The following is a 22870-nucleotide window of genomic DNA, read 5'->3' as shown; positions in this document are numbered from 1 at the left end:
CCACTACGCCGTTCAAGGTCGAATCGGTGCTAGATAGCAGCGGTCCGCGAACGTTTCATTTTTACTGCACAGAAGAAGCTGCTCAGTTCACTTTCACAACCCAGACGAGCGACCTTGTGCGTTCCGGGCCTTGCTCCCCCAATAGGGTCGTAAGCTTCACGCTTCCCGCGAGCGCCTATAGAGACGGAAAATTGGTCCTCAACATCGATTCAAGTATTGCTGGCACGCCCGTAGAGGTACTCACGGAGAGAAAAAACCAATGACACTCACGAATGTCACACAGTCAGCCTAAGCGGAATTGCAGTCGTCGCCCTATCCTCATCACATCTCGCAACTACCCATGAATAAACGGCATTGGATTTCGTTGACGCCGGGGCCGAGCCTCAGCACGGATCTCGTGCGTGAACTCGTGACGGAGTCCTCTCTCCTTGTTGTGGAGAAACTGCCTCGAGCTCAGAGACCGATCGACCCGAGCGTAAAATTTTCTTCCAAACTCTAGGGTTTGCCCGTACGATGGTTTCACGCGCAGCGTTGCGCACCTCCTGGTGAGCGGCGCCGCACCCTGATCCCTCGACTGCGTCGACGCACGCCCTAGGAGTTTTTATGCAGGTCATCGACATCGTGGTGGTGATCGCGTACCTCATCGCGACCGCCTGGCTCGGTTTGAAGCTCAGCGGAAAACAATCGGACGCCAAGGACTACTTCCTCGGCGGTCGGGACATTCCGTGGTGGGCGGTGTGCCTGAGCGTCGTTGCCACGGAAACGAGTGCGCTCACGGTCATTGGCATTCCGGTCATGAGTTTCGTGGGCGACATCAGTTACCTGCAGCTCGGCTTCGGCTACATCGTGGGCCGAGTGATCGTCGCCTACCTCCTTCTCCCCCGGTATTACGACGGCGAGATGGTCACGGCCTACGCCTACCTCGGCAAGCGCTTCGGTTCGGCCACCCAAACCACGGCGGGCGTCACGTTCCTGTTCACGCGCCTTCTTGCCGACGGTGTCCGCGTTCTCGCTGCGGCCATTCCTCTCAAGATCATTCTCGACGGCCTCGGGGTGCACACGAACTACTTCGTCATCATCGTCGTGCTTGCGGTCGTCACGATCCTCTATACGTTTATCGGCGGTATTCGCGCGGTCGTGTGGGTCGACGTGGTGCAAATGTGCCTCTATGTCGCGGGCGGCCTGCTCGCGATCATCGTCGTAAGCTCCTCGCTCGGCTTCTCGTGGTTCAGCGATGCGGTCGAGGCCGGAAAAACGAACCTCTTCATTCTGGGCGAGAACCCCATCAGCGGCGCCTCGGGCCTCATTCCGTCCTTGCTCGGCGGCACCGTGTTCGCGATGGCCTCGCACGGCTCGGATCAGCTGATCGTGCAGCGCCTGCTCGCGTGCCGCACGAAGGCGGAGGCGCAAAAGGCGCTCATTGCCTCGGGCTTCCTGGTGGTCGTGCAGTTCGCGATCTTCCTCGTGGTGGGGCTCGCCCTATGGGGTTGGTACAACCACGCCACACCCACCGAGCTTGGGCTCACGCGCGACGACGAGATCTTCCCGAAGTTCATCATCGAGGGCCTGCCCGCGGGTGTTTCGGGCCTGCTCCTCGCAGGCATCCTTGCGGCCGCGATGTCGACCCTGTCGTCATCGCTTTCGGCGCTCAGCTCGTCGACCGTCACGGACGTCGTGGCGAAGCTGCGCCGCACTCCCATGACGAAGGACGACGAGCTCAATACGGGGCGCGTCGCCACGATCGTGTGGGGCCTTTTGTTCATTCTTCCCGCAACGTTCTTCCGCAGCGACGAGGGCAGCATCGTGGTGCTCGCTCTTGGCATCGCGGGCATTACCTACGGCGGGCTGCTCGGCGCGTTTGTGCTTGGCATCGTCAACAAGCGGGCACGCACTCTCGATGCGAATATCGCGTTCCTGTGCGCGGTCGCAACCAACGCGTTCTTCTTCGTGATGGAGAAATACGTCGTGGGCGAGGTGTGGATCGCGTGGCAGTGGTACCCGCTGCTCGGCGTGCTCGTGACCCTCGCGGTTGGCGGCCTGCTTTCTCTCAGGCATTCGAGCCCGGCCGAGGTTGAACCCCTCGACCGGGCTGCGTAGGTCGCCGAGCAAAGCCTCGTTTACTCGTGCGCGCCGGGCAGGTGTGCCTGCCAGGCGAGCGCGACCTCCACGAGCGTGAGGATCGCGATCACGGCGCCGCCAATGAGCATCGCCGTGTAGCTGAAGATCGTGCTGAGCGCCGCGAGGAGCATCGGCACGAAGAAGCCAAGGTAGGCGATCGAGTAGAACACGGCGGTGAGGCCGGCAAGGTCGTCGGGCCCGGCGAGGCGCTGAACTTCGCTGAGGCCGGCCACGAGCGCGAGGCCGTAGCCGCAGCCGAGGGTCGCGGCGGCGATGAGGCCGATCGTGAGGCTCGTCGTGGACGCGGCGCCGGCGGCGAATACCGCGCCGGTCGCCACGATCGCCATGGCGATCACGGAGGCACGTGCACTGCGGTGAGTGTCGATCTTCTTGCCAACGGTCTGGATGCCCACGCCGAAGCCGAGGGTCACGGCGGTCATGATGCCCGCGAACGCGATCGGGTAGTCACCGGCGCGATCCTTGAGCAGAGCGGGAAGAACGGCGTAGGCGGTGCCACATGCACCGAAAACCCACGGCGCGACGGGAAGCACCACGCGCAGGAAGCGCTTGTGCGCGGCCTTCGGAACGATGAGCTTCGACATGAGCGTCTCGGCACCCGAGGCGGGTTCATTCTCGGCAGGAAGGTGACCTGGTGTGCGCGTTTCGGGCGCGGTGAAGAGCCACAGACCGGTCACGATCGTGATGAGGATGTGCAGCGCATACGAGGTGCGGGTTGGCCACGGGCCCCACTGCGCGAGGATCGCGGCCACGAGGGCACCGGCGAGGAAGCCCGTGGTGAGGGCGAGCGACGCCCTGCGGGCACCTGCGGCGGGGTTGGCTCCGGAGGCGTCGGAAATTTCCTTGATCCACGCGGTGCCGATCGCCATCACGAGACCGAGCGCGAGCCCGCAGAGGATGCGGCCGATGCCGATCATGAGGGGCGAGCCGGGAGCAAGCATCAACATAAGGCTGCCGAGGAGGCTGAGCGGTGCGGCGGGCAGCAGAATCGGGCGGCGACCGTAGACGTCGGAGAGGGGCCCACCGATCATGAGAGCCGGGACGATCCCGAGAACGTAGGCACCAAGCAGACCATCGACGACGAGGTCGGAGAAGTTCGAGACCTCGCGATACATCACGAGAAGCGGGGTGAATTCGTTACCGCCCCACGCGATCGCGAAGATCGACGCCGCCACCGGCCACCACGCGCCGGCCGGGAGATCCGGCAGGGGGCGCGAGTCTTCGGGGAGGGTTTCGGGGATCGCTTCGAGTACGTGGGCGTGGTCCGACGCCGGGACGGCCGGCATCGAGGCCGTGTCAGTGGCGCTCACTGGCTTAAGTCTCCTTGGGATACGAGAAATGTGGATGGGATGCGACTTCGCCGGCGCCAGCCCGACTATCTTTACATTCATAACGACCTTACGGCTATTGTTTCCTTCGTTTTGTATGTCATTTCATAACTACCGAGCGTGGGAGAGACACGCGGAGCACTCCACCACGCAGTGAGGGCCCGCTTCCTCGGGTCTAGGCTTAAGGCGTCGTCTACGCCTACCCGGCGCGCCCATGGAGGATTTCGTGAACACCGCCCCCGCATTCGTCACCGCTGCCGTGCGCGACGAAAGCCGCATCCAGACTCGACTGATCGACAGGGTGGCCGCCGCAAGCGACGCCTCCCACTACCTCTTCACCCCCGAAGCTGTCGTCCTTGCCGATACGGCACGCGAGGTCGCCACGCTCCTCAAAGGCGCGAACGCCGCCAAGAGTCCCGTCGCCTTCCGCTCGGGCGGCACGAGCCTCTGCGGCCAATCCGCGAGTCCCCACGTTCAGATCGACGTGCGCCAAAACTTCCGCCACATCGAAGTCCTCGACGAGGGCGCGCGCGTGCGAGCCGGATCGGGCGCCACGATCGCGCAGGTCAACGCGCGCCTTCGCCGCTTCAAGCGCCGCCTCGGCCCCGACCCCGCAAGCGAGGCCGCGTGCACGGTCGGCGGCGTCGTCTCGAACAACTCGAGCGGCATGGCCTGCGGCACGGAGTACAACACCTACAAAACCCTCGAATCGATGGTCATGGTGCTACCGTCGGGCCTCACCCTTGACACGAGCGATCGGGACGGGGCCGACGCTCGCCTGCGCACCAACGCGCCCGACATCCACGAGGGCCTCTCGCGCCTTCGCGAAAGGGTCGTATCGAACCCCGAGAGTGTGCGCATCATTCGCGAACGCTTCGCACTCAAGAACACGATGGGCTACGGCATCAACGCGTTCCTCGATGCCGAGCGCCCCATCGACATCCTCGAAAAGCTCGTGATCGGAAGCGAGGGGACGCTTGCGTTCATCGCCGAGGCGACGTTCCGCACGGTCCCGATCCCGGCGCTCACGACGAGTGCGCTCGCCGTGTTCCCCACGCTCGATGCGGCTACCCGAATCCTGCCCGAGCTCGTGGACTCGGGGGCGGCGACGCTCGAGGTCATGGACTCGACCTCGATCGCGGTGGGCCAGAGGCTCGCCCGCGTGCCCGAGCAAATCCAGGGCTTCGCGCCGAGCACGGAAGCGGCACTGCTCATCGAGTACCGCGACGACGAGCACGAAAAACTCGCCGCGGCTCAGCGCGCCGGCGAGGAGATCCTGCGCGCCCACGAGCTACGCTCCCCCGCCGTTTTCTCCGAGGATCCACGCATGCGCGCGACCGCATGGGCGCTGCGCAAAGGCCTGTACGCCTCCGTCGCGGGCGCGCGCGAAAGTGGCACAACCGCACTCCTCGAGGACGTCGTGGTCCCGCCCGCGAACCTCGCCGACACATGCGGTGACCTGCACGAGCTGTTCGACGAACACGGGTATAAGAACTCCGTGATCTTCGGCCACGCGAAAGACGGCAACATCCACTTCATGCTCACCGACCGCTTCGAGAGCGACGCCGCCCGCGAGCGCCTTGGCGCCTTCACCGAGTCGATGGTGGACGTGGTGCTCGCTCGCGGCGGCAACCTCAAGGCCGAGCACGGCACGGGCCGCGCGATGGCGCCGTTCGTGCACCGCCAGTACGGCGACGAACTCTACGAGGTCATGAAGAGCATCAAGCACCTCGTGGATCCCGCGGGGATCCTCAACCCGGGCGTGCTCATCGAGGACGACCCGAAGGCCCACCTCGAGAACTTCAAGCTCAACCCCACGATCGAGGTCGAGGCCGATCGCTGCGTCGAGTGCGGCTACTGCGAGCCGGTATGCCCGAGCAAGGACCTCACGCTCACGCCGCGCCAGCGCATCGTGGTGCGCCGCGCCGAGGAGCGTGCCCGCAACGCGGGCGATGCGGCCACGGCGGATGAGCTCGCCAAGGACTACGACTACGAAGGCATCGACACGTGCGCCGTGGACGGCATGTGCGTCACGGCGTGCCCCGTGGGGATCAATACGGGACTTCTCGTCAAGCGACTGCGCCGCGAGAACACGAACGCTGTCGAATCCGGCGCGTGGAAGGCCGCGGCAGCGTCGTGGGGTGCGATCACGCGCGGCGCCGCGGTTGGGCTCTCGGTCGCGGATAAGGTTCCGGCACCTGCCGTGGGGGCGGCAACGAGCGTGGGCCGACGCTTGCTGGGCGAGGACACCGTGCCGAAATACACGAAGGATCTGCCGGCCGGCGGGAAGGCTCGCGGCACCCTCGGCGAGCGCGCAGAGCATCGGGCTGTCGGCTCGAACTTGCCCGGCCGCCTGTTCGGGGCGCCGAATGGCGAGGTCGCGGGTATCTATGTTCCCGCGTGCGTCAACACGATGTTCGGCGGGGCCGCGCCAGGTGGAAACGTCGTCTCCGCGTTCGAAAAACTTCTCGCGAAGGCGGGCCTCGCGCTTCTTATTCCGAAGGGCATCGATTCCACGTGTTGCGGCACGCCGTGGACGTCGAAAGGCAAAGCCAAGGGGCACGAGGTCATCTCCGCGAAGACCCGAAAGGTGGTGGACGCCGTGCGCGAGCTCGACCTGCCGATCGTGAGCGACGCCGTGAGCTGCACCGAGGGCTTCGCGGCGATCCTTGAGCGCGACGGTGCCGACGTCATCGATGCCGTGCAGTTCACCGCCGATCATCTTCTTGAGCGCCTCGACATCGACCGCTCAAGCGAACACGTGATTCTCCACCCCACGTGCTCCTCCACGCAGATGGGACTCAATCCCGCTCTCACGAAGATCGCTGAGGCCGCCTACGCGAAGGTCACCGTGCCCGATGCGTGGGGTTGCTGCGCCTTCGCGGGCGATCGCGGCATGCTCCACCCCGAGCTCACCGCCTCGGCAACGGCAGCCGAAGCAGCCGAAGTGAAAGCCCTCGGCGCCGACCACCACGCCTCCCTCAATCGCACGTGCGAAATCGGCATGACCCGCGCAACGGGAAAGACCTACCGCCACGTGCTCGAGCTACTCGCCGAGCGCGCGCGGTAGGCCTTCGAAAGAGTTGATTTAGGCGGCGCCGTGCTCGAGAAGGAACGCGCGCAGCTCAGCGAGGTCATCGGCGCCCACGACGTCGATACCCGCATCGAGCTGCATCTGCCACAGGATCTCGCGACGCTTGGGCAGAAGCTCGGGAACACCCCACAGGCGCGAGCGCGCGCCGATCGCGTGGGCACCGTCGGAAAACTCCTTGAGCGAACGGAACTGCTCTTCCGGGCGCTCGCCGAAGCCCTGCCAGCCCCACGTCGCCCAATCCTCCGAGATGAGTGGCATGTCGAGCGAGCTGATCTCGCCGCCGAGGTCACCCTTGTGGCCGTCGGCCGAGCCGAACCGCACCGGGTTGTCCTTGATGAGATCGTACGGGCGACCGCCCGTGTACACCACGCGCACGGGATTCTCGACGACGGTGCCGCAGCGATCCACGTGCCAGAACACGTCGCTGTAGGGCGCAAGCAGCTTCTCGATCGCGGGAAGCTGCTTCTCGCCCTGGTCCTTAATGTCGATGAGGAGCTGGAACGGGCCGTCGTAGCCCGGGAACACGTGACCGCCGTTGGAGCGCACGAGCGCCGCGAGCGGCTTCACGTAGAACTCCTCGAGGGAGCGGCCGCTTGCCGTGCCGAGGCGGGTGTGGCCAAGGAGGATCTGCCCGCCCTCAAACCACACGTCCGCCTCAACCGAGCAAAAGCCCTGCGCAAGCGCATCCCACAGCGGGTGCGTGTGCAGGTAGTCGTTGTGGGCGTGAGCGCGAGCGAGCGGGCTCTTCGGCGCCCACCCCTCGGGCGCGGGGTTCTTGAGGCTCGCATCGAACGGGTTATCGAGAAGGCGCGGGGTGTCGTTCTCGTCGCGCTCAAAAAGCGGTGACGCGCTCGCGGGCGCGAGGGTTGCGGCACTCGCGGCGGTCGCGGCGGCTGCGGTCAGGAAGGTCCGACGGTTGAGGGCCATGCGGGGTGTCCTTTCATGCGGTGTGTGTCCTGGGCGGGCGATGGAAATGAGGCTCGATTCCGCGGGGCATAACCCCCGCGAAACCGGCCCCACTCGTGTTCACGAAACCGTGATCACTCGACCTCGAAGAAGATCGGGTTGGTGTACATCCACGTGTCGATCCACGGGCTTCCTGCGCCGTTCTCGCCACCGTGGGGAATCGGGCCGGCCGGATCAACATCGCTGCCCATCGGGCCCACACCCGAGCGCTTGCCATCGCTTCCGCGCAGGCGAAGGTAGCCGCTTTCCTCGACGGCGCCGAGGTCGAATTCGACCGTGAACTTCTCACGCCCGTGGCCCGCGGTGTCCTTGCGCTCAACGACCTTGGTGTGAGGGGCCGTCGTCGTGTTGACGTCCTCGACCGGGCCAGTGATAAGCCCGCGGATGAGGTCGATGTGCGCGAGCTCCGGGAGAATCCCCGCGGAGTTTTCCTTCGTCGTGGGTGTGACGCTCACGCGCAGGCCAAGCTCGGTGCCGGCCTTGACCTTGAGGGTGTCACCGAGAGTCACGGGCTCGGCGCTGTCGTCCTTCGCGAAGAGAACGACCTCGAGGCCGGAGATGAGGTGACCGTGCTCGATCCAGATGCGGCCGGCGCGCATGGCCTCCATGACAGCTTCGTAGGAGCGGCTCGTGGCGCCCACGTGCGTGCGGGAGAACTGGCCGGGCCAGTAGTCGCTTCCGCCCTGAGCTTCGTTCGTGTTGACGGGAACGGGGCGGCGACCCGCGCGGTTGAAGTTGCCGAGGCTCGCGCCTTCCTCCCAGCCGTCACCCTTCGGGTAGTCGCCCACGCGGTAGGTGTCGTGGGTCTTGAGGTGGAAGTCGGAGTTCGAGGTGATCCAGTAGCGGCGGCCCTCAGAGAGCAGCGAGTCCCACATGCCACCCACGACCGAGGTGAGGTAGTCGAAGCCGCCGCGCGTGCGGAAGGCTTCGTCGGGGTAGTGCGGCGAGGAGTCCGGGCGACGGTTGTTCTCGTATTCGCCGCGCTGGAACTTCGGGTCGCGGTTGAGGCCGAAAGCCGAGCCCTGGGCACCGGGGGCACCTTCCATACCGAGGTAAATGTCGCGGTCCGCGTCGTGCCACGCGCGAAGCTCGAGCGGCGAGTCGATGCAGTAGCGGCTCGGGTGGTTCGCGATCACGATCGCGTCATCGATGAAGCCTTCGCCCTTCTGCTGGCCGAGCCAAGCGATAGCCTCGCACGCCTTCTTCTGCTGAAAATCTTCCTCGGGCGAATCGAGCGCGGGCTTTTCCCAGCCGTTGAGCTTGCCGTCAAACTCGAGCTCGAAGGTGCGCAGCACGCGAGCCTCGTTGATGCCGGGGGCAACGAGAACGGTGCAGTGCTCGGCCGCGGGGATGTACCACTCGATGCCCTGGAAAACCATGAGCTTGCGCTCGTCACGGGCCTTGCGAATAAGGCGGTTCGCCTCCCACACGCCACCCTCGTTGGCGTGGCCCCAGTTCGAGTGCTCGGTGAAGGCGATGACGTCCACACCGAACTCTTCGGCCTTATCCATGATCATTTCCATCGTGTACTTCGCATCGTGGCTGTAGAGCGAGTGCACGTGGTGGTCAACGACGAGCCATTCAAGACCGGTCTCGGCGGGTGCGAGATCCTGGCTCTCGGTCGCGCCGGTGGTGGTCACGGGGGTTTCTTCGGCGATAGCGGAGCCGGTGGCTGCGGCCGCGGCGGCACCTAGGGCACCGGCGGCAACGCTGCCGCGCAGCACGGTGCGTCGGCTCGGGGCGAGCAAGGAGGCGTGGGGGGAGCGGAGCTCGGTCATGGGGAATCTTTCTCTCGAGGCGTCGGGGAGACCAATGAGAACGCTAAAGGGAGGAAATGAATAGCGAGTAACGAGTTGGGGGCGAAATTCGACACCGGCGAGTTACCCAGTGTTCACTATGGCCTGTCACAGTTGTCCTCGCTAACCCACTCCCCGCGCCCCAAGGAACGTGTAGAACCATGCAACTCTCCCTCCCGCTCCGCCGCTCGGCTGCCCTCGCCGGCGCCGCAGCACTCCTCGCCCTCCCCCAAGTTGCCGCTGCGGAAACCAAGGTCACTCTCGACGATTCCGTGACGGCCACGATCGAGAATGCCGAGGGCGTCCAGGCACACGGCGCACTCGATGCAGACCCCTTCACCTACACCGTGAAATCCCGCGTGAAGTGCGAAGAGCCCTACGTTGATGGCGCCCGCACCGTCTTCGTCCAGGGTGAAGGCGAGAAGGCGACACGCGTGGTCATGTCGGGAATCGACTCCCTCGAAAACGACGGCACGGTCATCAACCCGATCGACGCGAGCTTCGTGGACATCGCCGCGACGGGCGAGGCAAACCTCCAGATCGAATGCGTAAAGATCGACAACGGCATTCCTCAGCCCGCGCCCCAAGCGATCGTCCAGCCGCTCACGATCACGGAGAAAGAGTGGCAGATGAAGGGCATCTCCTTCAGCGAGGTCGCCGATCCCACCCCCGCGCCGAGTGACAACGGCGGCGCTGAGGGCGGTGTGAACGACGGGGACACGGGCGCAGTCGCCCCGGCCGAACCGCCGGCTAAGGCTCCTACAGCGTCCGACGGCGGCGAAGCCAACGGCCCCGGAAAGGCTGAACCGTCGAAGCAGGCCCCCGCGAAGCCCTCGAAGGGCTCGGGTCAGGCGAGCGGCGCTCACGGCTTCATGCCGCGCACGGGCGCTGAGATCGCCGCAACGGCCATCCTCGCCCTCGCGCTCATTGGCGGTGGCGCCTTCGCCGTGATCCGCATGCGCAAGAACTAAACAGCAAGAGGCACAAGGGAGGGCCCGGGCGATTGCCCGGGCCCTCCCTTATCGCGATGAGGTGTGCAGCGCCTAGCCCCAGAAAACCTCGCGGGTTGCCGGCTCAGTCTTCGCCACCAGCTTGCCGTCCCTGTAGGAACGGACCACGGGCGCGTTGAAGTTGAGCGCCTCAACCCAGTTCGGTGCATCGAGCACAACGAAACGGGCGGGGTTACCCACCTCGATGCCGTAATTCTCAAGGCGCAGCGTGCGCGCTGCATTGTGAGTCACGAAATTGTAGGATTCCGCGATCTGCGGGTACCCCATCATCTGCGTGACATAGAGGCCGTTCAGCACAATGTCGCGGAGGTTCCCCGTGCCGAGTGGGTTCCACGGGTCGCGGATATCGTCGGTCCCGAAACTCACGTTGATGCCCGCCTCCGTGAGCTCCTTGACGCGCGTGACGCCGCGGCGCTTCGGGTAGGTATCCATGCGGCCCTGCAAATGCGTGTTCACCATGGGGTTGGAGACGAAGTTGATGCCGCTCATCGTGAGCAGGCGCAGCAGACGCACGAAGTAGGCATTGTTGTAGGAATGCATCGCGGTGGTGTGCGACGCGGTGACCTTCTCCCCCATGCCGAACTCGAGTGCGCGCGTCGCGAGAGTCTCGAGGCCGCGCGAGGCCTCATCGTCGATCTCGTCGCAGTGCACATCCATGAGCAGGCCGCGATCGCGCGCGAGCTCGCACGCAAAGTTGAGCGAGTCCACCGAGTACTCGCGCGTGAACTCGAAGTGGGGAATCGCGCCGATCGCATCGACGCCCATGTCAGCGGCCTTGACCATGAGGTCGCGGCCATTCGGGAACGAATCGATACCTTCTTGCGGAAACGCCACGATCTGAAGCGTGATGAGCTCGGCAAGCTCATCGCGCAGCTCAAGCATCGCCCGTAGCGCCGTTAGCTCGGGATCGGTCACATCCACGTGCGTGCGCACGTACTGCACGCCGAAGCTCGCCTGGTCACGTGCCACGCGGCGCACGCGCTCCTTGACGTCCTCGACACTCAAGGTCTTCTTTCGCTCGCTCCAGCGTTCGATGCCCTCGAAGAGCGTGCCGCTCATGTTCCACTTCGGCTCACCCGCGGTGAGAACCGAGTCGAGGTGAATGTGGCTCTCCACAAAAGGCGGGAGCGCGAGGCGGCCCTCGGCGTTCCACGTTTCTTCACCGGGTTCGGCGGCGAGATTGGGTTCGATGTGGGTGAAGCAACCGTCGGAAATGCGAAGGTCAACCGAGCCCTCACGGCCCGGAAGGGAGACGTTCTGGATAAGCACAGGGCAGCCTTTCTCTTGGTGGGGAGAGGGTAAGGGCGGGAGACCACTCGAGTGAAACCCGCAGGACCCCCGGTGGGCGACGCCCGCCACGCGAGCGGGGTGCCCAGAGATTGAGGCGGCGCGACCCACCTGACAGGAGCGAACCGCGCCGCACCCACAAGTGTTCTTAGCGGCGCTTCGTCAAGGCTACGCCCACGAGGTGAATGGCGATCGCGACCGCGACCGCGTTGAGGGCCGAGATCCCCCACGGCACGAAGTAGCCCACGAGGCCGCCGGCAATCACGCCGATGACCGCGTGCGGAGCGATCGTCTGCTCCTTCGCGTTCGGGTCGAGGTAGGCGTGCTTGCGCACGAAGAAATCCACGATGAGGATCGCGCCAATCGGCGGCAGTGCCGCGTTGAGGAAGCTCAGCCAGCCCACGAAGTTCTCGTAGAGCCACAGGGCGCTCACCGTGCCGAAAATGCCCGCAATGAGGGTCATGGGGCGGGTGCGCACGCGCGTAATGTTCGAAAAGCCCAGGCCAGAGGTGTACAGGGCGTTGTTGTTGGTCGTCCAAATGTTCGCGCCGAGCACGAGAATCGCGGGGATCGCGAGGCCCTGGGCGATCATGACGTAGAAGATGTCGTCCTTACCGGTGAAAGCGCCGCCCACCGCGCCGAAGCTGAACATGAGGGTGTTGCCAAGGAAGAACGCGATCACCGTGGTGATCACGGCGACCTTCGCCGAGCGAGCAAAGCGCGTGAAGTTCGGGGTCGCCGTGCCACCCGAAATGAACGAGCCCACAACCATGCCGATGCCGGTCACGATCGGCATCGAGCCGTCACCGAACACCTCGACAAGACCGCCGGCCTTGCTGGTTGCCGTCACCATCGAATAGGTGCCGAGGATGGCGATGAGCGGAACCGAGATGAACGAGACAATCTCGATGGCTTTCATGCCGAAGAAGGCGGAGGCGGTCATCGCCGCACCGGCCGCGATCACGATCCACCAGGGGCTGATGTGGAGGAGGTCGGCGACGGGGATACCCAGCATCGCCACGCCCACGCCAAACCATCCCATCTGGGTCAGGCCCACTAGGGCGGAAGCCAAGAGCGAGCCGCGACGGCCGAAGGCGCGGCGGGCGAGGAGGTCAAGTCCCATCCCGGTTTTCGCGCCGAGATAGGCGAGGCCACCGGTGTAGATCGCGAGCACAAGCCCGCCGATCGCCGTGGCCCACACGAAGCCGCCAAGATCGAGACCGTTGCCGATCTTCGCGCCCACGCTCATCGAGGCGGAGAAGAAGGTAAATCCGAGCATCACGAAGCCCACGGCCCAAAAACCGTGGCGCGCGGATGCGGGAACTGGGGTGAAGCTGAAGTCGGCGTCGTGGCCGTTCGCTTCGGTCGGGGCCGGCCCCGAGGCCGTCACTGCGGACTCGTTCTCGGCGGGGCGGGCGGAAATGGGGGTGGTTGCGGGGCGCTCAGGCGCTATGGTGCTCATGCACATTCCTCACGTGAAAACGGGACAAAGGCATGGCTGTACCCGGATCACATGAAGTGCTCGCATGGCTCTCTGTCCATGTCCGTGCACAACCTTTCGAAGGCTAGCACCAATCTCGATGAAGTGGAGGCGGTCGGCGACTTCTAGTGGCGCGGCTCGCCTTTTAAGCGCCTATTTTGCTGTTTCCCCATCCGCGTCGCCGTCACCCTCGCCGCCGAGCTCATGGGCCTTGTCCTGCGCCGCGCCCGCAACGTCCACAACCTTGTCGGTCACGCCCTTGGCCTGCGGGAATTTCTCCTCAGCCTTCGCGGCAAGGTCCACCACGGCGTCAGCCGCCGCATCAACGCCCGCGGGAAGCTTCTCCTTCGCCGTGTCCGCGAGCGACTGCGCGGCATTCTTGACCTTGTCGAGGGGAGTGTTGTCGTTCATCGATGCTCCTTTGGAGATGTGCGCCCTGGGGGCGCTGATTTAGCAATGAATGATTTTACGAACACTTTGTGCGAGCAAACAGAGAGCGCCAAAACTGCCGTTCGAGAAACTCAAGCGCCGGATGTTTCCCAGCGAAAGGCGTTTCACGTGGCCATCTCGAACCTCACTGTCTCCCAGCCCGGCCCCACACCGGGGATCAGCAAAGGCGGCACAGAGTTCGATGTCGTGATCCTCGGCGCGGGTCTCAACTCGCTCAACGTCTCGATTGCCTTTCACAAGGCCTACGGCATGCGTTCACTCACCGTGATGCGCACCCCCGCAGCGATGCTCACCGGTCCTCACCGCGGAATCGTCGCGCAGTTCGAAAAACTCCTCGACCACGTGGACTACGTCGGCTTCGCCAATGTTGATCTCAAGGTCGACCCGCGCAATGGAACGGCCTACTTCCTCGAACTCAATCCGAGGCTTGGCCGCAACAACCACTACGTCACCGCCGCAGGCGGCTCCTACCCCGAGCACATTGTCGCGGACCTCATCGACAGCTCCCCCCTTGAGCGCGTGCGCGCCGAGGAGCAGCACCTCTACTCGATCCTCCCCACGCGCCTCGTGAAGCACTACGTCACCGAACCCGAGCTGCGCGCTCAGCTCGATTCCGCCGTTCGTGCTCACGGTGTGGACAACCCCTACCGCTATGCCCCGGAGGGGGCGTGGATGAAGGGCTTCGCTCTCGCTTCGGGTCTCCGCCAGGTGCAGAAGTTCCGGAAGTACTACCCGAAGGTCACGCGGACCGGGTTCTAGCTGCTCCGCATACACCCCTGCCGCCGTAAATCACTCCCCCGCGGCGTTTTAGGGGATTGATCCGGGTTTGCCCGCGTTCTCCCTGAAAACGGGCCTTTTTCGGGACCTTTTACCCATTTCAATCCCGGAGTTTTCCCCGAGGACATGCCGCTTTCACCGTCGTTTCCCACCTCAAGCTGGGAACCATTCCAGACTGCTTCGTTAGGTTCTTTCGTCGTTGCCGCACACTGTTATGCGGCGGCTCAAACACCCTATGTTGCCTTCTGGAAAGGATCGTTCCGTGTCGTCTTTCGGCCGGGCCTGGCGCTACGTTTCACGTCAACGCGTCAAGTCGTTCATTATTTTAGGAATTTTCGCGGCGATGATGTCGGCGCTCATGGTGACCAGTTCGGTGACACGCGCCGCCGATGCGGCGGGAGCGCAGGTTGATCGGCGCACGGGCGCGGGCTTCGTTCTGCAAAACAACCCGCAGTTCAATCAGGGAACACCCCGCGGCGCAGGCACCGTGAAGGGTGCGGATATCGAGAAGATCGCGAAGCTCAAGAACGTCGAGAGCTACGTCGCGCGTCAGAACGTCACGGCGGATCTCGTGGGCGCGAGCGTCAAGAAGCTCGATCACAACGAGTACGACGAGCAAAAGGAGAAGCAGTTCGGCAACGCCGCGAACGTGTGGGGCGTGAACGGCTCTGAGCTGGAAAATAGCTTCCGCGGTGGGGCTCTCACCCTCACGCAAGGCCGCCACCTGCGCGGTGGGGACTCGCACAAGGCCCTCATCCACGAGGATCTCGCGAAGGCGAACGGCCTCAAGGTGGGCGACGAGATCACCGTGAAGGGTAATCAGTTCGACGTCGACAACCAGAACCGATCCACAACCGAAGTGAAAACGGAAATTGTCGGCATTTTTTCGGGAGATAACCCGAGGCCCGTTGCCCAGCGCAGCGAACTTTTCGCCAATACGCTGTTCACGGATCTTGATACGACCCGTGAGCTCTATGGCTGGACGAAGAAAACCGAGATTTATCAGGACGCTAATTTCTTCGTGAAGAAGGGCGCTGAGCTCAAGACGGTCGCGGAGGAAGCGAGCCGCCTCGGTATTGACTGGCGCAACTATCAGCTTGCCCCGTCGACGCAGTATCTCGCGGGCATCACCGGTGCGGTTGATGGCGTTCGCTCGATCATGAACGGCGCGAGAATCGCAACGTTCGTCCTGGCCATCGCGCTTTTGAGCCTCATCCTGTTCCTGTGGCTCGGTGAACGCAAGAAGGAAACGGGTGTGCTCCTTTCGGTGGGCACCACCAAGGGTGGAATGCTGCGCCAATACTGGATGGAGCTTGGGCTCATCGCCATTCCGGCGATTGGACTCTCGTATTTCGTGAGCACGTTGATCGCGCAATCCATTGGCTCTTCGGTGCTGGGAAGCGTCAATTCTTCTACGAAGAATGGTTTTGCTCCCGGGCAGCAGGCCGGCGCCGATCTCGAATCGTCGAGCGCGCTTAAAACTCTCGATTCATTGCACGTAAGCCTCGGTCATCAGGATGTTGCATACGTCGCGATTGCGGCGGCCATCGTCATGATCGTGTGCGTGCTGCTCGCTGCACTCCCGATGCTTCGCACGGCCCCGAAAAAACTGTTGGTGGCTCTCAAATGATGGGCTTGTCTTCACTGCGCCTGGCCGCTTTCTCTCTTCAAAGGCGTCCGGCGAGAAGCATCATTCTTCTGCTTCTTATGACGCTCATTTTCACGTGCCTCGTGGCGCAATCGGGCGTGCGCGCCACGATGGGCGATATCAGCGGCGCGATCGATCGGCACGTTGGGGCGGGTTTCACGGCGCAGAATTCCGACGCCAGCCTCGCCCGCACCGATGCCGACGCTCTCGCGAAGCTTCCCGGCGTGACCTCAAGTGCGTACGAGACGGATCTGCTCGTAAAACCGAAAGGTGACCGTCCCGTCACGGCGGCCGGGGCGGTGCAGCTTGACCCAGAGTTCGCGAATGACATGACGGCGACGGCGACGACTAATTCGCAGTTGAATCCGCTGTTTCAAGGCAAGGTCTTCACGCTTGAGCAGGGCGAGTACCTGACGCCTTCGTCGCACGGCGCCCTCGTGCACAAAGACTTTGCCGCGAAGAACCACCTATCGGTGGGAAGTGCGATCACGCTCGGGCGTGACGGCAAGCTCGTGCGCCTCGTCGTGACCGGCATCTTTAGCGGTCGCGCGGAGAATCCGTCCGGCCTTCCTGCGGGCGCCGCGGAGAACCGTATTTTCGCCGCGGCCGAAGATATGACACCCCTGACCGATCCGGCGTCGTTGACCCTCGCGCGATACAGCACCGCGAGCGCTGAGGCGCTTCCAGCTGTGCTCGCGAAGGCGCATAAGGCTCGCCCTCACCTGAGCCTCGAGGATAATTCGGCGCAGTTTCGCACCGTCCTAGCCTCGATCGCCGGCGTGGAACGCCTTCTCACGTGGCTCGTTCTTGGACTGAGCGCAGTGAGCATTGCGGTGCTCGTGCTCGTGCTCGCGTTTTGGGCGCGCGGCCGCCTCCATGAGATCGGGATTCTGCTCTCCCTTGGCAGATCGAAGGGGAGCATCCTTCGTCAGTTCCTCACGGAGATTTGCGCGCTCGTAGCCGTCGCGGCGGTGCTCGCACTCGGGCTGGGGTTCCTCGCGACGACTGCCGTGAGCGAGGCTCTCCTGGCCCGCTCTCACGACCCGGTTCTCGAAGCCCTCTCCCCTTCCGCGAGTCCACTCGCGGCCCTCGCTGCGCTTGGCGTGGGCGCCCTCATCGTCGCCATTGCTGTCGCAGCGGTTCTTATTCCTGTTTTTCGGCGCAGCCCGAAGTCAATTCTCGCCTCTATGAGCTAGGAGCACATCATGAGCATTCTTCACCTTGATCACGTCAGCTACACCTACGAGCAGTCTCGCGGCCGGGTTCTCGAGGACGTCTCGACAACCTTTGAGCTCGGGAAGCTCTACGCGATCGTCGGCGCATCCGGTGCGGGCAAATCCACTCTGTTGAGCCTCCTTGCGGGCCTTGAAGCGCCCACCGGTGGCACGGTGCGATTCAACGGAACCGATATTGCGCAAACGGGGTACTCGAAGCATCGCCGCGAGCAGATCTCCCTCGTGTTTCAGAACTACAACCTGATCGACTACCTCACTCCACTCGAGAACCTTCGTCTCGTGGATAAGAAGGCAGGCGTTGAAAACCTCGAAAACCTCGGTCTCACGAAGGAGCAGGCGAGCCGCAATGTGCTTCGCCTTTCGGGTGGGCAGCAGCAGCGCGTGGCGATCGCGCGTGCGCTCGTATCGAAGGCTCCGGTGATTCTCGCGGATGAACCGACGGGCAACCTCGACGAGGACACGGCGGAAGAGGTGATCGAGATTCTGCGGGGCGCGGCAAAAGCCGGAAAGTGCGTGATCGTCGTGACCCACTCCAAGCGGGTCGCAGAATGCGCCGATGTCCGGTTGCGCCTCACGAAGCGAACCCTCATCTAGCAGCACACTTTCCCCGCTTTGACCCCATCGTCAATGACCATGCGAAAGGGCCCGCGCCTCCTTGGAGAAGCACGGGCCCGTTTCTGTAGCCGTGAGCGTTTAGCTGCTCTTGCGGCGCCTTGTGAGCGCCGCACCGCCGGCCGCGAGTGCGGCGGCAACGGCAACAGTCAGGCCCACGCTTGCGCCGGTGCGCGGGAGGTCGCTCAGAACGCCACCCTCGCCGTCTGCATCGGATGCGCCGGCGTCGGAAGCCTCGGGAGCACTGCCACCGGCATCAGAGGCACCGGCGCCCGCGGGATCGCCTTCGGCTCCGGTCCCATCGGTGTCACCGGCATCGCCAGCGGGGTTCGCTGGCTGGGCCGGGTTTTCGCCCGACGGATCCTGGCCCTCCGCATCGCCCTGGTCGCCGCCCGGCTGCTCGCCCACAACAAAGGTGAGGCGCTGGGTTTTGGCGGTAGCCTCGTCCCCACCGGCACTGCGTTCGCCCGTACTCGACTGCTTCGCGCGCGCAGTCACATCAATCGTGTACGTCCCCGGCTTCGTGAAGGCCCACGCGGTATGCATGTGGGTGCCGGGCGGAAGCGGAATGTCGGAAGCCTTCTCGCTCGTGGCATACATCTGCTGGATCGTGCCGAGGTTTTCGGTGTACGCGAACCACTTACCGCCCTCGGGAGCACTCACGGGCGTGAGCGTCATCGTCGCACCGTTGGGATACTTCGCGCGGTCGAGTTCTTCACTCGAGAAGCCCGGCCACACGCGCCCCTGCTGCTGGGCCTGCGGGAGAACATACAGCTCGCTGCCCTTCGGGCCGAGCACGTCGTAGCTCTTGTCGGCAAGGATGTTGCCGCCGCGCGTCGCCTTCGCGAGGTTCGTGACCTCGAGCGTCGTCGAGTCGATCGTGCGAAGCACGGACTTCTTCGCGTGCTGGCGCGAGTCGTCGCCGAGGGCAACGGAGAAGCTTCCGTCGACGTCCATGACGCGCAGGTCAACGTGTCCGTTGTTGATGGTCACGGGGGTGTCGAGGAGGGAACCGTCGGCCCCTTCATCCCCGGCGCCCGGGTCCGACGCATCTCCGCCTTCCGGCGCGTCCGGGGTGCCCGTTGCGCCGTTCTCGGAGAACTGGGTCGAGATTTCCTTGCCCTTGGCGCTGACCGGGCCGAAGTCCGCGACTTCGGTGTTGCCGATGGCGGCACGCGGAAGCGGCTCGAGGGTCAGGCGGAGGTCATACGCGTCGCCCATGCAAGCCTCATGGTCGATATCGAAGCTGCGGCGGCCGGGGCCGCTGACAACATCAACGTCGCACGTCGCGAACTGGGAGCCCTTTTCGTAGAACCCGCCCGAAACGTGATAGGTGAGGGAATCGTCGGCAGGTTTCGTGGAGAGCTTCATCAGGCTCTCGTTCTTGCCGGCCTTCGCGCTCACCGAAACGTCGCGTGAGCTGACCTTTACCTCTCCCTTGGGGAAGCCGGTCGCGACAGAGTCGGGGGTTTCCGTGGGGAAGTCGCCCGCGTCCTTCGTTGACGTGGCCGCTTGGCCAGTGCTCGAGGTGAGCGGTGCGCTGATCCAGCGAGCAGCGCCCTTCGTGGGCACGAACACGGCCTGGAAGGTCGACTTTTGCGAGCCGATCATCTCGCTCCACGTGGCCTTGCCGCCCTTCACGGGCACTTCGGCGAGGTGGTAGCCGTCTATGAAGAACACGACGGTGCCTTCAGCGTCGGCGTTGCCAGCATCGAAGGTGAGGTCGGTGAGGCGCTCGTCGCCGTCCTTCTTCTTGCCGGTGTGCGGGGCGATCGAGAAGCTCGGGGTGCTGCTGCCACTGATGCCTTCGGCTTTGTCGTAGGCAGCTTTGACATCGCCGAGTTTTTCGTCGGCGGGGTTGGTGCCGCCCACGCGCCACACCAGTGTGGTGGGCTTCGAGGAGGTGAAGGTGCCGTCGGACTTTCGTGCGCTCGCCTCGTAGGTGACTTCGTACCGGCCGGGCTTGGTGAAGGTCGTGAAGTTGTGGGTGTGCGTGCCGGGGTCGAGCCACACGGCGCGCGAGTTGTGATCGTGCGAGGAGAACAGGCGCGTGACGGGCAGGTCACCGTACGCCGAGTAGTTGAACATGTGCATCTCGCCTGGGCCGTTGAAGCCCGTGAGCTCGATCGCGAAGTTCTCGTCTTGGAAGTTTTCGATGGGCACTGCCGTGTCGGCGCCGAAACCTGACCAGATGGGGGTGTTGCCGGGTCCTGGGCTGTGAGGCGCCATGTAGAGGTGGTCGCCTTCCTTTCCGAGGAACGCGAGGCGCGGATCCTTCGTCACGTCAAAGATGTAGCTTTGCGTGCCGTTGTCCAGGTAGCCGCGGCCGACCCAGTTTGCGGTTTTGTCGAGCGGGAGCGTTGTCCCGTTGGATTGCGAGTTGATCTGGAATTGCTGGGCGTCCTCGTCCCAGAAGACTTTGGGCGCGTCGATATGCGCGTTCGTCTGGACCGTGCGATCACCGTCGGGCCCCGCGAAGGCGGGCGCGAGGGCGAACGTGAGTGCGGCGAGCGTGGCGCAGGTGGAGCGGAGAATCCGCATGAACCCCTCCTTGAATGGTAACTGTTCTCATTTACAGTACAGCGCCAGGACCTCTCCCGCCAGCCCACCCCGACCTTCTCGAAGGGAGAAAACCGCCTAGGCGCCACTGAAACAGAGGGGTCTCACGCTGTTATCTCCATCGTCAAATGGGACCTGCGGCGCGAGCCCCGGCACTATGCTGGTAATACCACCGCAACCTCCAGGGGGACCCATGCTCTGGCGCCTCTTGCGCGCCGATCTCCGGCGCAACCGTGTAGTTTCGCTCGTGCTCTTCGCGATCGTTGCCATCGCTTCCCTCCTCGCGTGCACAAGCGCCGTTCTTCTCTCCCGCACCGCCGTTGCCCTCGAGAGTTTCTGGGCCGATTCCCGCCCGCCCGACATCGTTCAAATGCACGCCGGCCCGCTCAATCCGGAAGACATCACCGCGTGGGCGCGCACCCAACCGGGCATCGCCGACACCGACGTCATGGAAACCCTTCCGGTTCCCACAGCACGCCTCACCATCGCGGGCGAAAACCAGGCCGATTCCGTACTCGAGCCGGCCCTCGTCACCTCCCCCGAGCGCTTCGACCTCCTCCTCGACGAGCGCGGCAACCGCGTGGCCCCCTCCCCCGGCGACGTGTGGCTTCCCGTGTACTACGAGGCGGAGAATCTCGCGAAGGAAGGCGACACGGTCACGCTTGAGGTCGGCGGAACGCCGCAAGTTCTGACGGTTGCCGGGTTTGCGCGCGATGCCCAAATGAACCCGTCGATGGTCACCTCGAAACGCATGGTCGTCAACGAAAGCGACTTCGAGGCCGCCCGCGCGCACCTCGAGCCCGAATACCTCATCGAGTTCCGCCTCAAGGAAGGCGCGAGCCTTCAGGAAGTCAAAGACGCCTACGTTCACGCGGGACTTCCCGCACGCGGCGTCATGGTCGATTCCACAATCTTCGCGCTCATGAATGCGCTCAGCGCGCTGCTCCTCGCGATCGTCGCCACCCTCATCGCGGGACTGCTGATCGTGATTGCCCTCCTCGCGCTGCGCTTCGCTTTCCTCGCGGCCTTCCACACCGACATGGCGGAGATCGCGACGCTCAAAGCAATCGGCGCACCGATCGGAAAACTCAAGGGTCTTTTCATTCTCAAGTACGCGGCGCTTACCGCGGCGGGTGCGCTCGCGGGCCTTCTCGCATCGTTTCCGCTTGGAACCCTCGCAAGCCGGGGCGTGCTCATGTACATCGGTAAGCCTCACTTCCACGTGGCACTCGTGGCGGCCCCGGTAGGCGTGGCCGCCTTGGGAACTCTCGCGATCGTGGCTTCGTGCTGGCTGCTCATGCGCCGCATCGGCACAATGTCGGCCGCAGAAGCGCTGCGCACGGGAACCGCGCGCCCGCGAGTTCAGCACGCCCCGCGGTGGCGGCTTGCCCGCACGCGCCTCGCAGTTCCCGATTTTCTTGGCGTTCGCGGCGCACTCAATCCCCAAAATCTGCTGCTCATCGCCGTGATTGCGCTCAGCGCCTTCGCGATCATCGTGCCCGCAAACATTGCCGCGACCTTCGCGAACCCGCAGTTCGCCACCTATCTCGGCGTGGGCTCTGCGGACTTGCGGATCGATGTTCGCGAGAATGCCGAATCTCCCGCACCCCTCCTCTCGCGCCTCGCAAGCGATCCAGCGATCACCGAGACCGCGCATCTCACCACGGGCCGCTTCGAGGCCCAAAACCCCGAAGGCGAGTGGGAAAGCGTACTCGTCGAGGTGGGCGACCACGCGACCTTTCCGCTCACCTACCAGGAGGGTGCCGCGCCCGCGAGCGCATCGGAGATCTCCCTTTCCGTGAACGAAGCGAAGGAGCTCGGCGCGAGCGTCGGCGAAACGGTCACGCTTCGCGGCGAAGGTGAGGTCCGACGGCTGCGGATCTCCGGGATTTACCAAGACATCACGAATGGCGGCATGACCGCGAAGGCGGCATTTGCTGCCCCCACTATGCCGCTCACGGAGCTCGTGTACGTGCGCCTCGCCCCCGGTGAGGATGCCAACGCCGTTGCCGCGAGGCTCTCGCACGAGTTCCCCGGAGCGCGGGTCACGCACATGGCGGATTACGCCTCGCAAACGATGGGCGGCGCGATTGCGCAGCTGCGCACCGTCACGTGGATCGCGGCGGCGATCGCGCTTGGGCAAACATTCCTCATCGTCGCCCTTTTCGTGGTGCTTCTCATCGCGCGCAGCGGGCGTGAACTCGCCTCACTCAAGGCACTGGGGATGAGAAACACCGCGCTCACGCGCATGCACATGGTGCAGTTGGCAAGCGTCGGAATTGTGGGCGTTGCCGCAGGCGTGGCCCTCGCCGCCCTCGCCACCCAGCCCCTGTTCCGGCTGATCATGGGGCAGATGGGGGCCCCCGGAATTTCCCTCATGCCCAATCCGTGGGTTGCGTGGCTGCTTGTTCCGGCTGCGGTTTTCGCGTGCGTGCTGCTCGCGACTCGCACATCCACCCTTCGACTTCACACCCTCACCCTTCGCGACTAGG

Annotated in this window: 15 protein-coding genes; 8 read left to right on the top strand and 7 right to left on the bottom strand. The window is 64.3% G+C overall.

Translation table 11 applies throughout. From position 1 onward, the window contains the following. Positions 1 to 603 precede the first annotated feature (603 nt). A complete protein-coding gene (locus tag NBW56_RS06230; protein ID WP_250258446.1) occupies positions 604 to 2097 on the top strand; it encodes a sodium:solute symporter in 1494 nt (497 codons plus the stop codon). Between the two features lie 20 nt (positions 2098 to 2117). Here NBW56_RS06230 and NBW56_RS06225 read toward each other — a convergent pair whose 3' ends face one another. Continuing rightward, positions 2118 to 3446 carry an MFS transporter gene (locus tag NBW56_RS06225; protein ID WP_250258445.1) on the bottom strand — a complete coding sequence of 443 codons (1329 nt, stop codon included), beginning with the start codon at positions 3444 to 3446 and terminating at the stop codon, positions 2118 to 2120. A gap of 232 nt (positions 3447 to 3678) precedes the next feature. On the opposite strand from NBW56_RS06225, the gene NBW56_RS06220 reads away from it, so the two are divergent. Next, positions 3679 to 6534, top strand: a complete 2856-nt coding sequence (locus NBW56_RS06220; protein WP_502799327.1) for an FAD-binding and (Fe-S)-binding domain-containing protein — start codon at positions 3679 to 3681, stop codon at positions 6532 to 6534. 18 nt (positions 6535 to 6552) lie between these two features. Here NBW56_RS06220 and NBW56_RS06215 read toward each other — a convergent pair whose 3' ends face one another. Then, the gene (locus NBW56_RS06215; protein WP_250258443.1) at positions 6553 to 7485 is read right to left on the bottom strand and encodes a PI-PLC domain-containing protein; all 933 of its coding nucleotides are present in this window, start codon (positions 7483 to 7485) and stop codon (positions 6553 to 6555) included. A gap of 113 nt (positions 7486 to 7598) precedes the next feature. Next, a complete protein-coding gene (locus NBW56_RS06210) occupies positions 7599 to 9302 on the bottom strand; it encodes a PHP domain-containing protein (protein ID WP_250258442.1) in 1704 nt (567 codons plus the stop codon). Between the two features lie 179 nt (positions 9303 to 9481). Between NBW56_RS06210 and NBW56_RS06205 the strand changes: the two genes are divergently transcribed. Beyond that, entirely contained in the window at positions 9482 to 10291 is an 810-nt protein-coding gene (locus NBW56_RS06205) for a hypothetical protein (RefSeq protein WP_250258441.1), read from the top strand. A gap of 72 nt (positions 10292 to 10363) precedes the next feature. On the opposite strand, the gene codA is transcribed toward NBW56_RS06205, so the two are convergent. The 3 genes from codA to NBW56_RS06190 form a co-directional block, all read right to left on the bottom strand. Then, complete coding sequence (gene codA, locus NBW56_RS06200) at positions 10364 to 11599, bottom strand: cytosine deaminase (protein WP_284346097.1); 1236 nt, start codon at positions 11597 to 11599, stop codon at positions 10364 to 10366. 166 nt (positions 11600 to 11765) lie between these two features. Beyond that, positions 11766 to 13079, bottom strand: coding sequence for a cytosine permease (gene codB, locus NBW56_RS06195; RefSeq protein ID WP_250258440.1), 1314 nt, complete (start codon positions 13077 to 13079; stop codon positions 11766 to 11768). Between the two features lie 171 nt (positions 13080 to 13250). Beyond that, positions 13251 to 13508 (bottom strand): hypothetical protein, encoded by a 258-nt coding sequence (locus NBW56_RS06190; protein ID WP_250258439.1) that lies wholly within the window; start codon positions 13506 to 13508, stop codon positions 13251 to 13253. A 147-nt stretch (positions 13509 to 13655) separates the two neighbouring features. Here NBW56_RS06190 and NBW56_RS06185 point away from each other — a divergent pair, with 147 nt between their 5' ends. From NBW56_RS06185 to NBW56_RS06170, 4 genes are all read left to right on the top strand, one after another. Then, complete coding sequence (locus tag NBW56_RS06185; protein ID WP_250258438.1) at positions 13656 to 14306, top strand: ATP-binding protein; 651 nt, start codon at positions 13656 to 13658, stop codon at positions 14304 to 14306. 280 nt (positions 14307 to 14586) lie between these two features. Further along, positions 14587 to 15954 carry an ABC transporter permease gene (locus tag NBW56_RS06180; RefSeq protein ID WP_250258437.1) on the top strand — a complete coding sequence of 456 codons (1368 nt, stop codon included), beginning with the start codon at positions 14587 to 14589 and terminating at the stop codon, positions 15952 to 15954. A gap of 77 nt (positions 15955 to 16031) precedes the next feature. Continuing rightward, positions 16032 to 17168, top strand: coding sequence for an ABC transporter permease (locus NBW56_RS06175; protein WP_250258436.1), 1137 nt, complete (start codon positions 16032 to 16034; stop codon positions 17166 to 17168). 9 nt (positions 17169 to 17177) lie between these two features. After that, complete coding sequence (locus tag NBW56_RS06170) at positions 17178 to 17801, top strand: ABC transporter ATP-binding protein (RefSeq protein ID WP_250258435.1); 624 nt, start codon at positions 17178 to 17180, stop codon at positions 17799 to 17801. A 99-nt stretch (positions 17802 to 17900) separates the two neighbouring features. Here the strand turns inward: NBW56_RS06170 and NBW56_RS06165 are convergent, their stop codons facing one another. Then, positions 17901 to 20360, bottom strand: coding sequence for a choice-of-anchor M domain-containing protein (locus tag NBW56_RS06165; protein WP_250258434.1), 2460 nt, complete (start codon positions 20358 to 20360; stop codon positions 17901 to 17903). 211 nt (positions 20361 to 20571) lie between these two features. On the opposite strand from NBW56_RS06165, the gene NBW56_RS06160 reads away from it, so the two are divergent. Next, entirely contained in the window at positions 20572 to 22869 is a 2298-nt protein-coding gene (locus NBW56_RS06160; RefSeq protein ID WP_250258433.1) for an FtsX-like permease family protein, read from the top strand. Position 22870 lies beyond the last annotated feature (1 nt).

Source organism: Dermabacter sp. Marseille-Q3180 (assembly GCF_940792985.1).
Taxonomy (GTDB): Bacteria; Actinomycetota; Actinomycetes; order Actinomycetales; family Dermabacteraceae; genus Dermabacter; species Dermabacter vaginalis.
Note: the sequence above shows the minus strand (reverse complement) of the source record. Positions and strands in the feature narration are given on the sequence as shown.

Excerpts from the sequence above, each read along its gene's own strand:
- NBW56_RS06230 (WP_250258446.1), top strand. The coding sequence starts at position 604 with ATGCAGGTCATCGACATCGTGGTGGTGATCGCGTACCTCATCGCGACC.
- NBW56_RS06215 (WP_250258443.1), bottom strand. The coding sequence starts at position 7,485 with ATGGCCCTCAACCGTCGGACCTTCCTGACCGCAGCCGCCGCGACCGCC.
- NBW56_RS06220 (WP_502799327.1), top strand. The coding sequence starts at position 3,679 with ATGGAGGATTTCGTGAACACCGCCCCCGCATTCGTCACCGCTGCCGTG.
- NBW56_RS06170 (WP_250258435.1), top strand. The coding sequence starts at position 17,178 with ATGAGCATTCTTCACCTTGATCACGTCAGCTACACCTACGAGCAGTCT.
- NBW56_RS06190 (WP_250258439.1), bottom strand. The coding sequence starts at position 13,508 with ATGAACGACAACACTCCCCTCGACAAGGTCAAGAATGCCGCGCAGTCG.
- NBW56_RS06175 (WP_250258436.1), top strand. The coding sequence starts at position 16,032 with ATGACGCTCATTTTCACGTGCCTCGTGGCGCAATCGGGCGTGCGCGCC.
- NBW56_RS06205 (WP_250258441.1), top strand. The coding sequence starts at position 9,482 with ATGCAACTCTCCCTCCCGCTCCGCCGCTCGGCTGCCCTCGCCGGCGCC.
- NBW56_RS06210 (WP_250258442.1), bottom strand. The coding sequence starts at position 9,302 with ATGACCGAGCTCCGCTCCCCCCACGCCTCCTTGCTCGCCCCGAGCCGA.
- NBW56_RS06165 (WP_250258434.1), bottom strand. The coding sequence starts at position 20,360 with ATGCGGATTCTCCGCTCCACCTGCGCCACGCTCGCCGCACTCACGTTC.
- NBW56_RS06160 (WP_250258433.1), top strand. The coding sequence starts at position 20,572 with ATGCTCTGGCGCCTCTTGCGCGCCGATCTCCGGCGCAACCGTGTAGTT.
- codB (WP_250258440.1), bottom strand. The coding sequence starts at position 13,079 with ATGAGCACCATAGCGCCTGAGCGCCCCGCAACCACCCCCATTTCCGCC.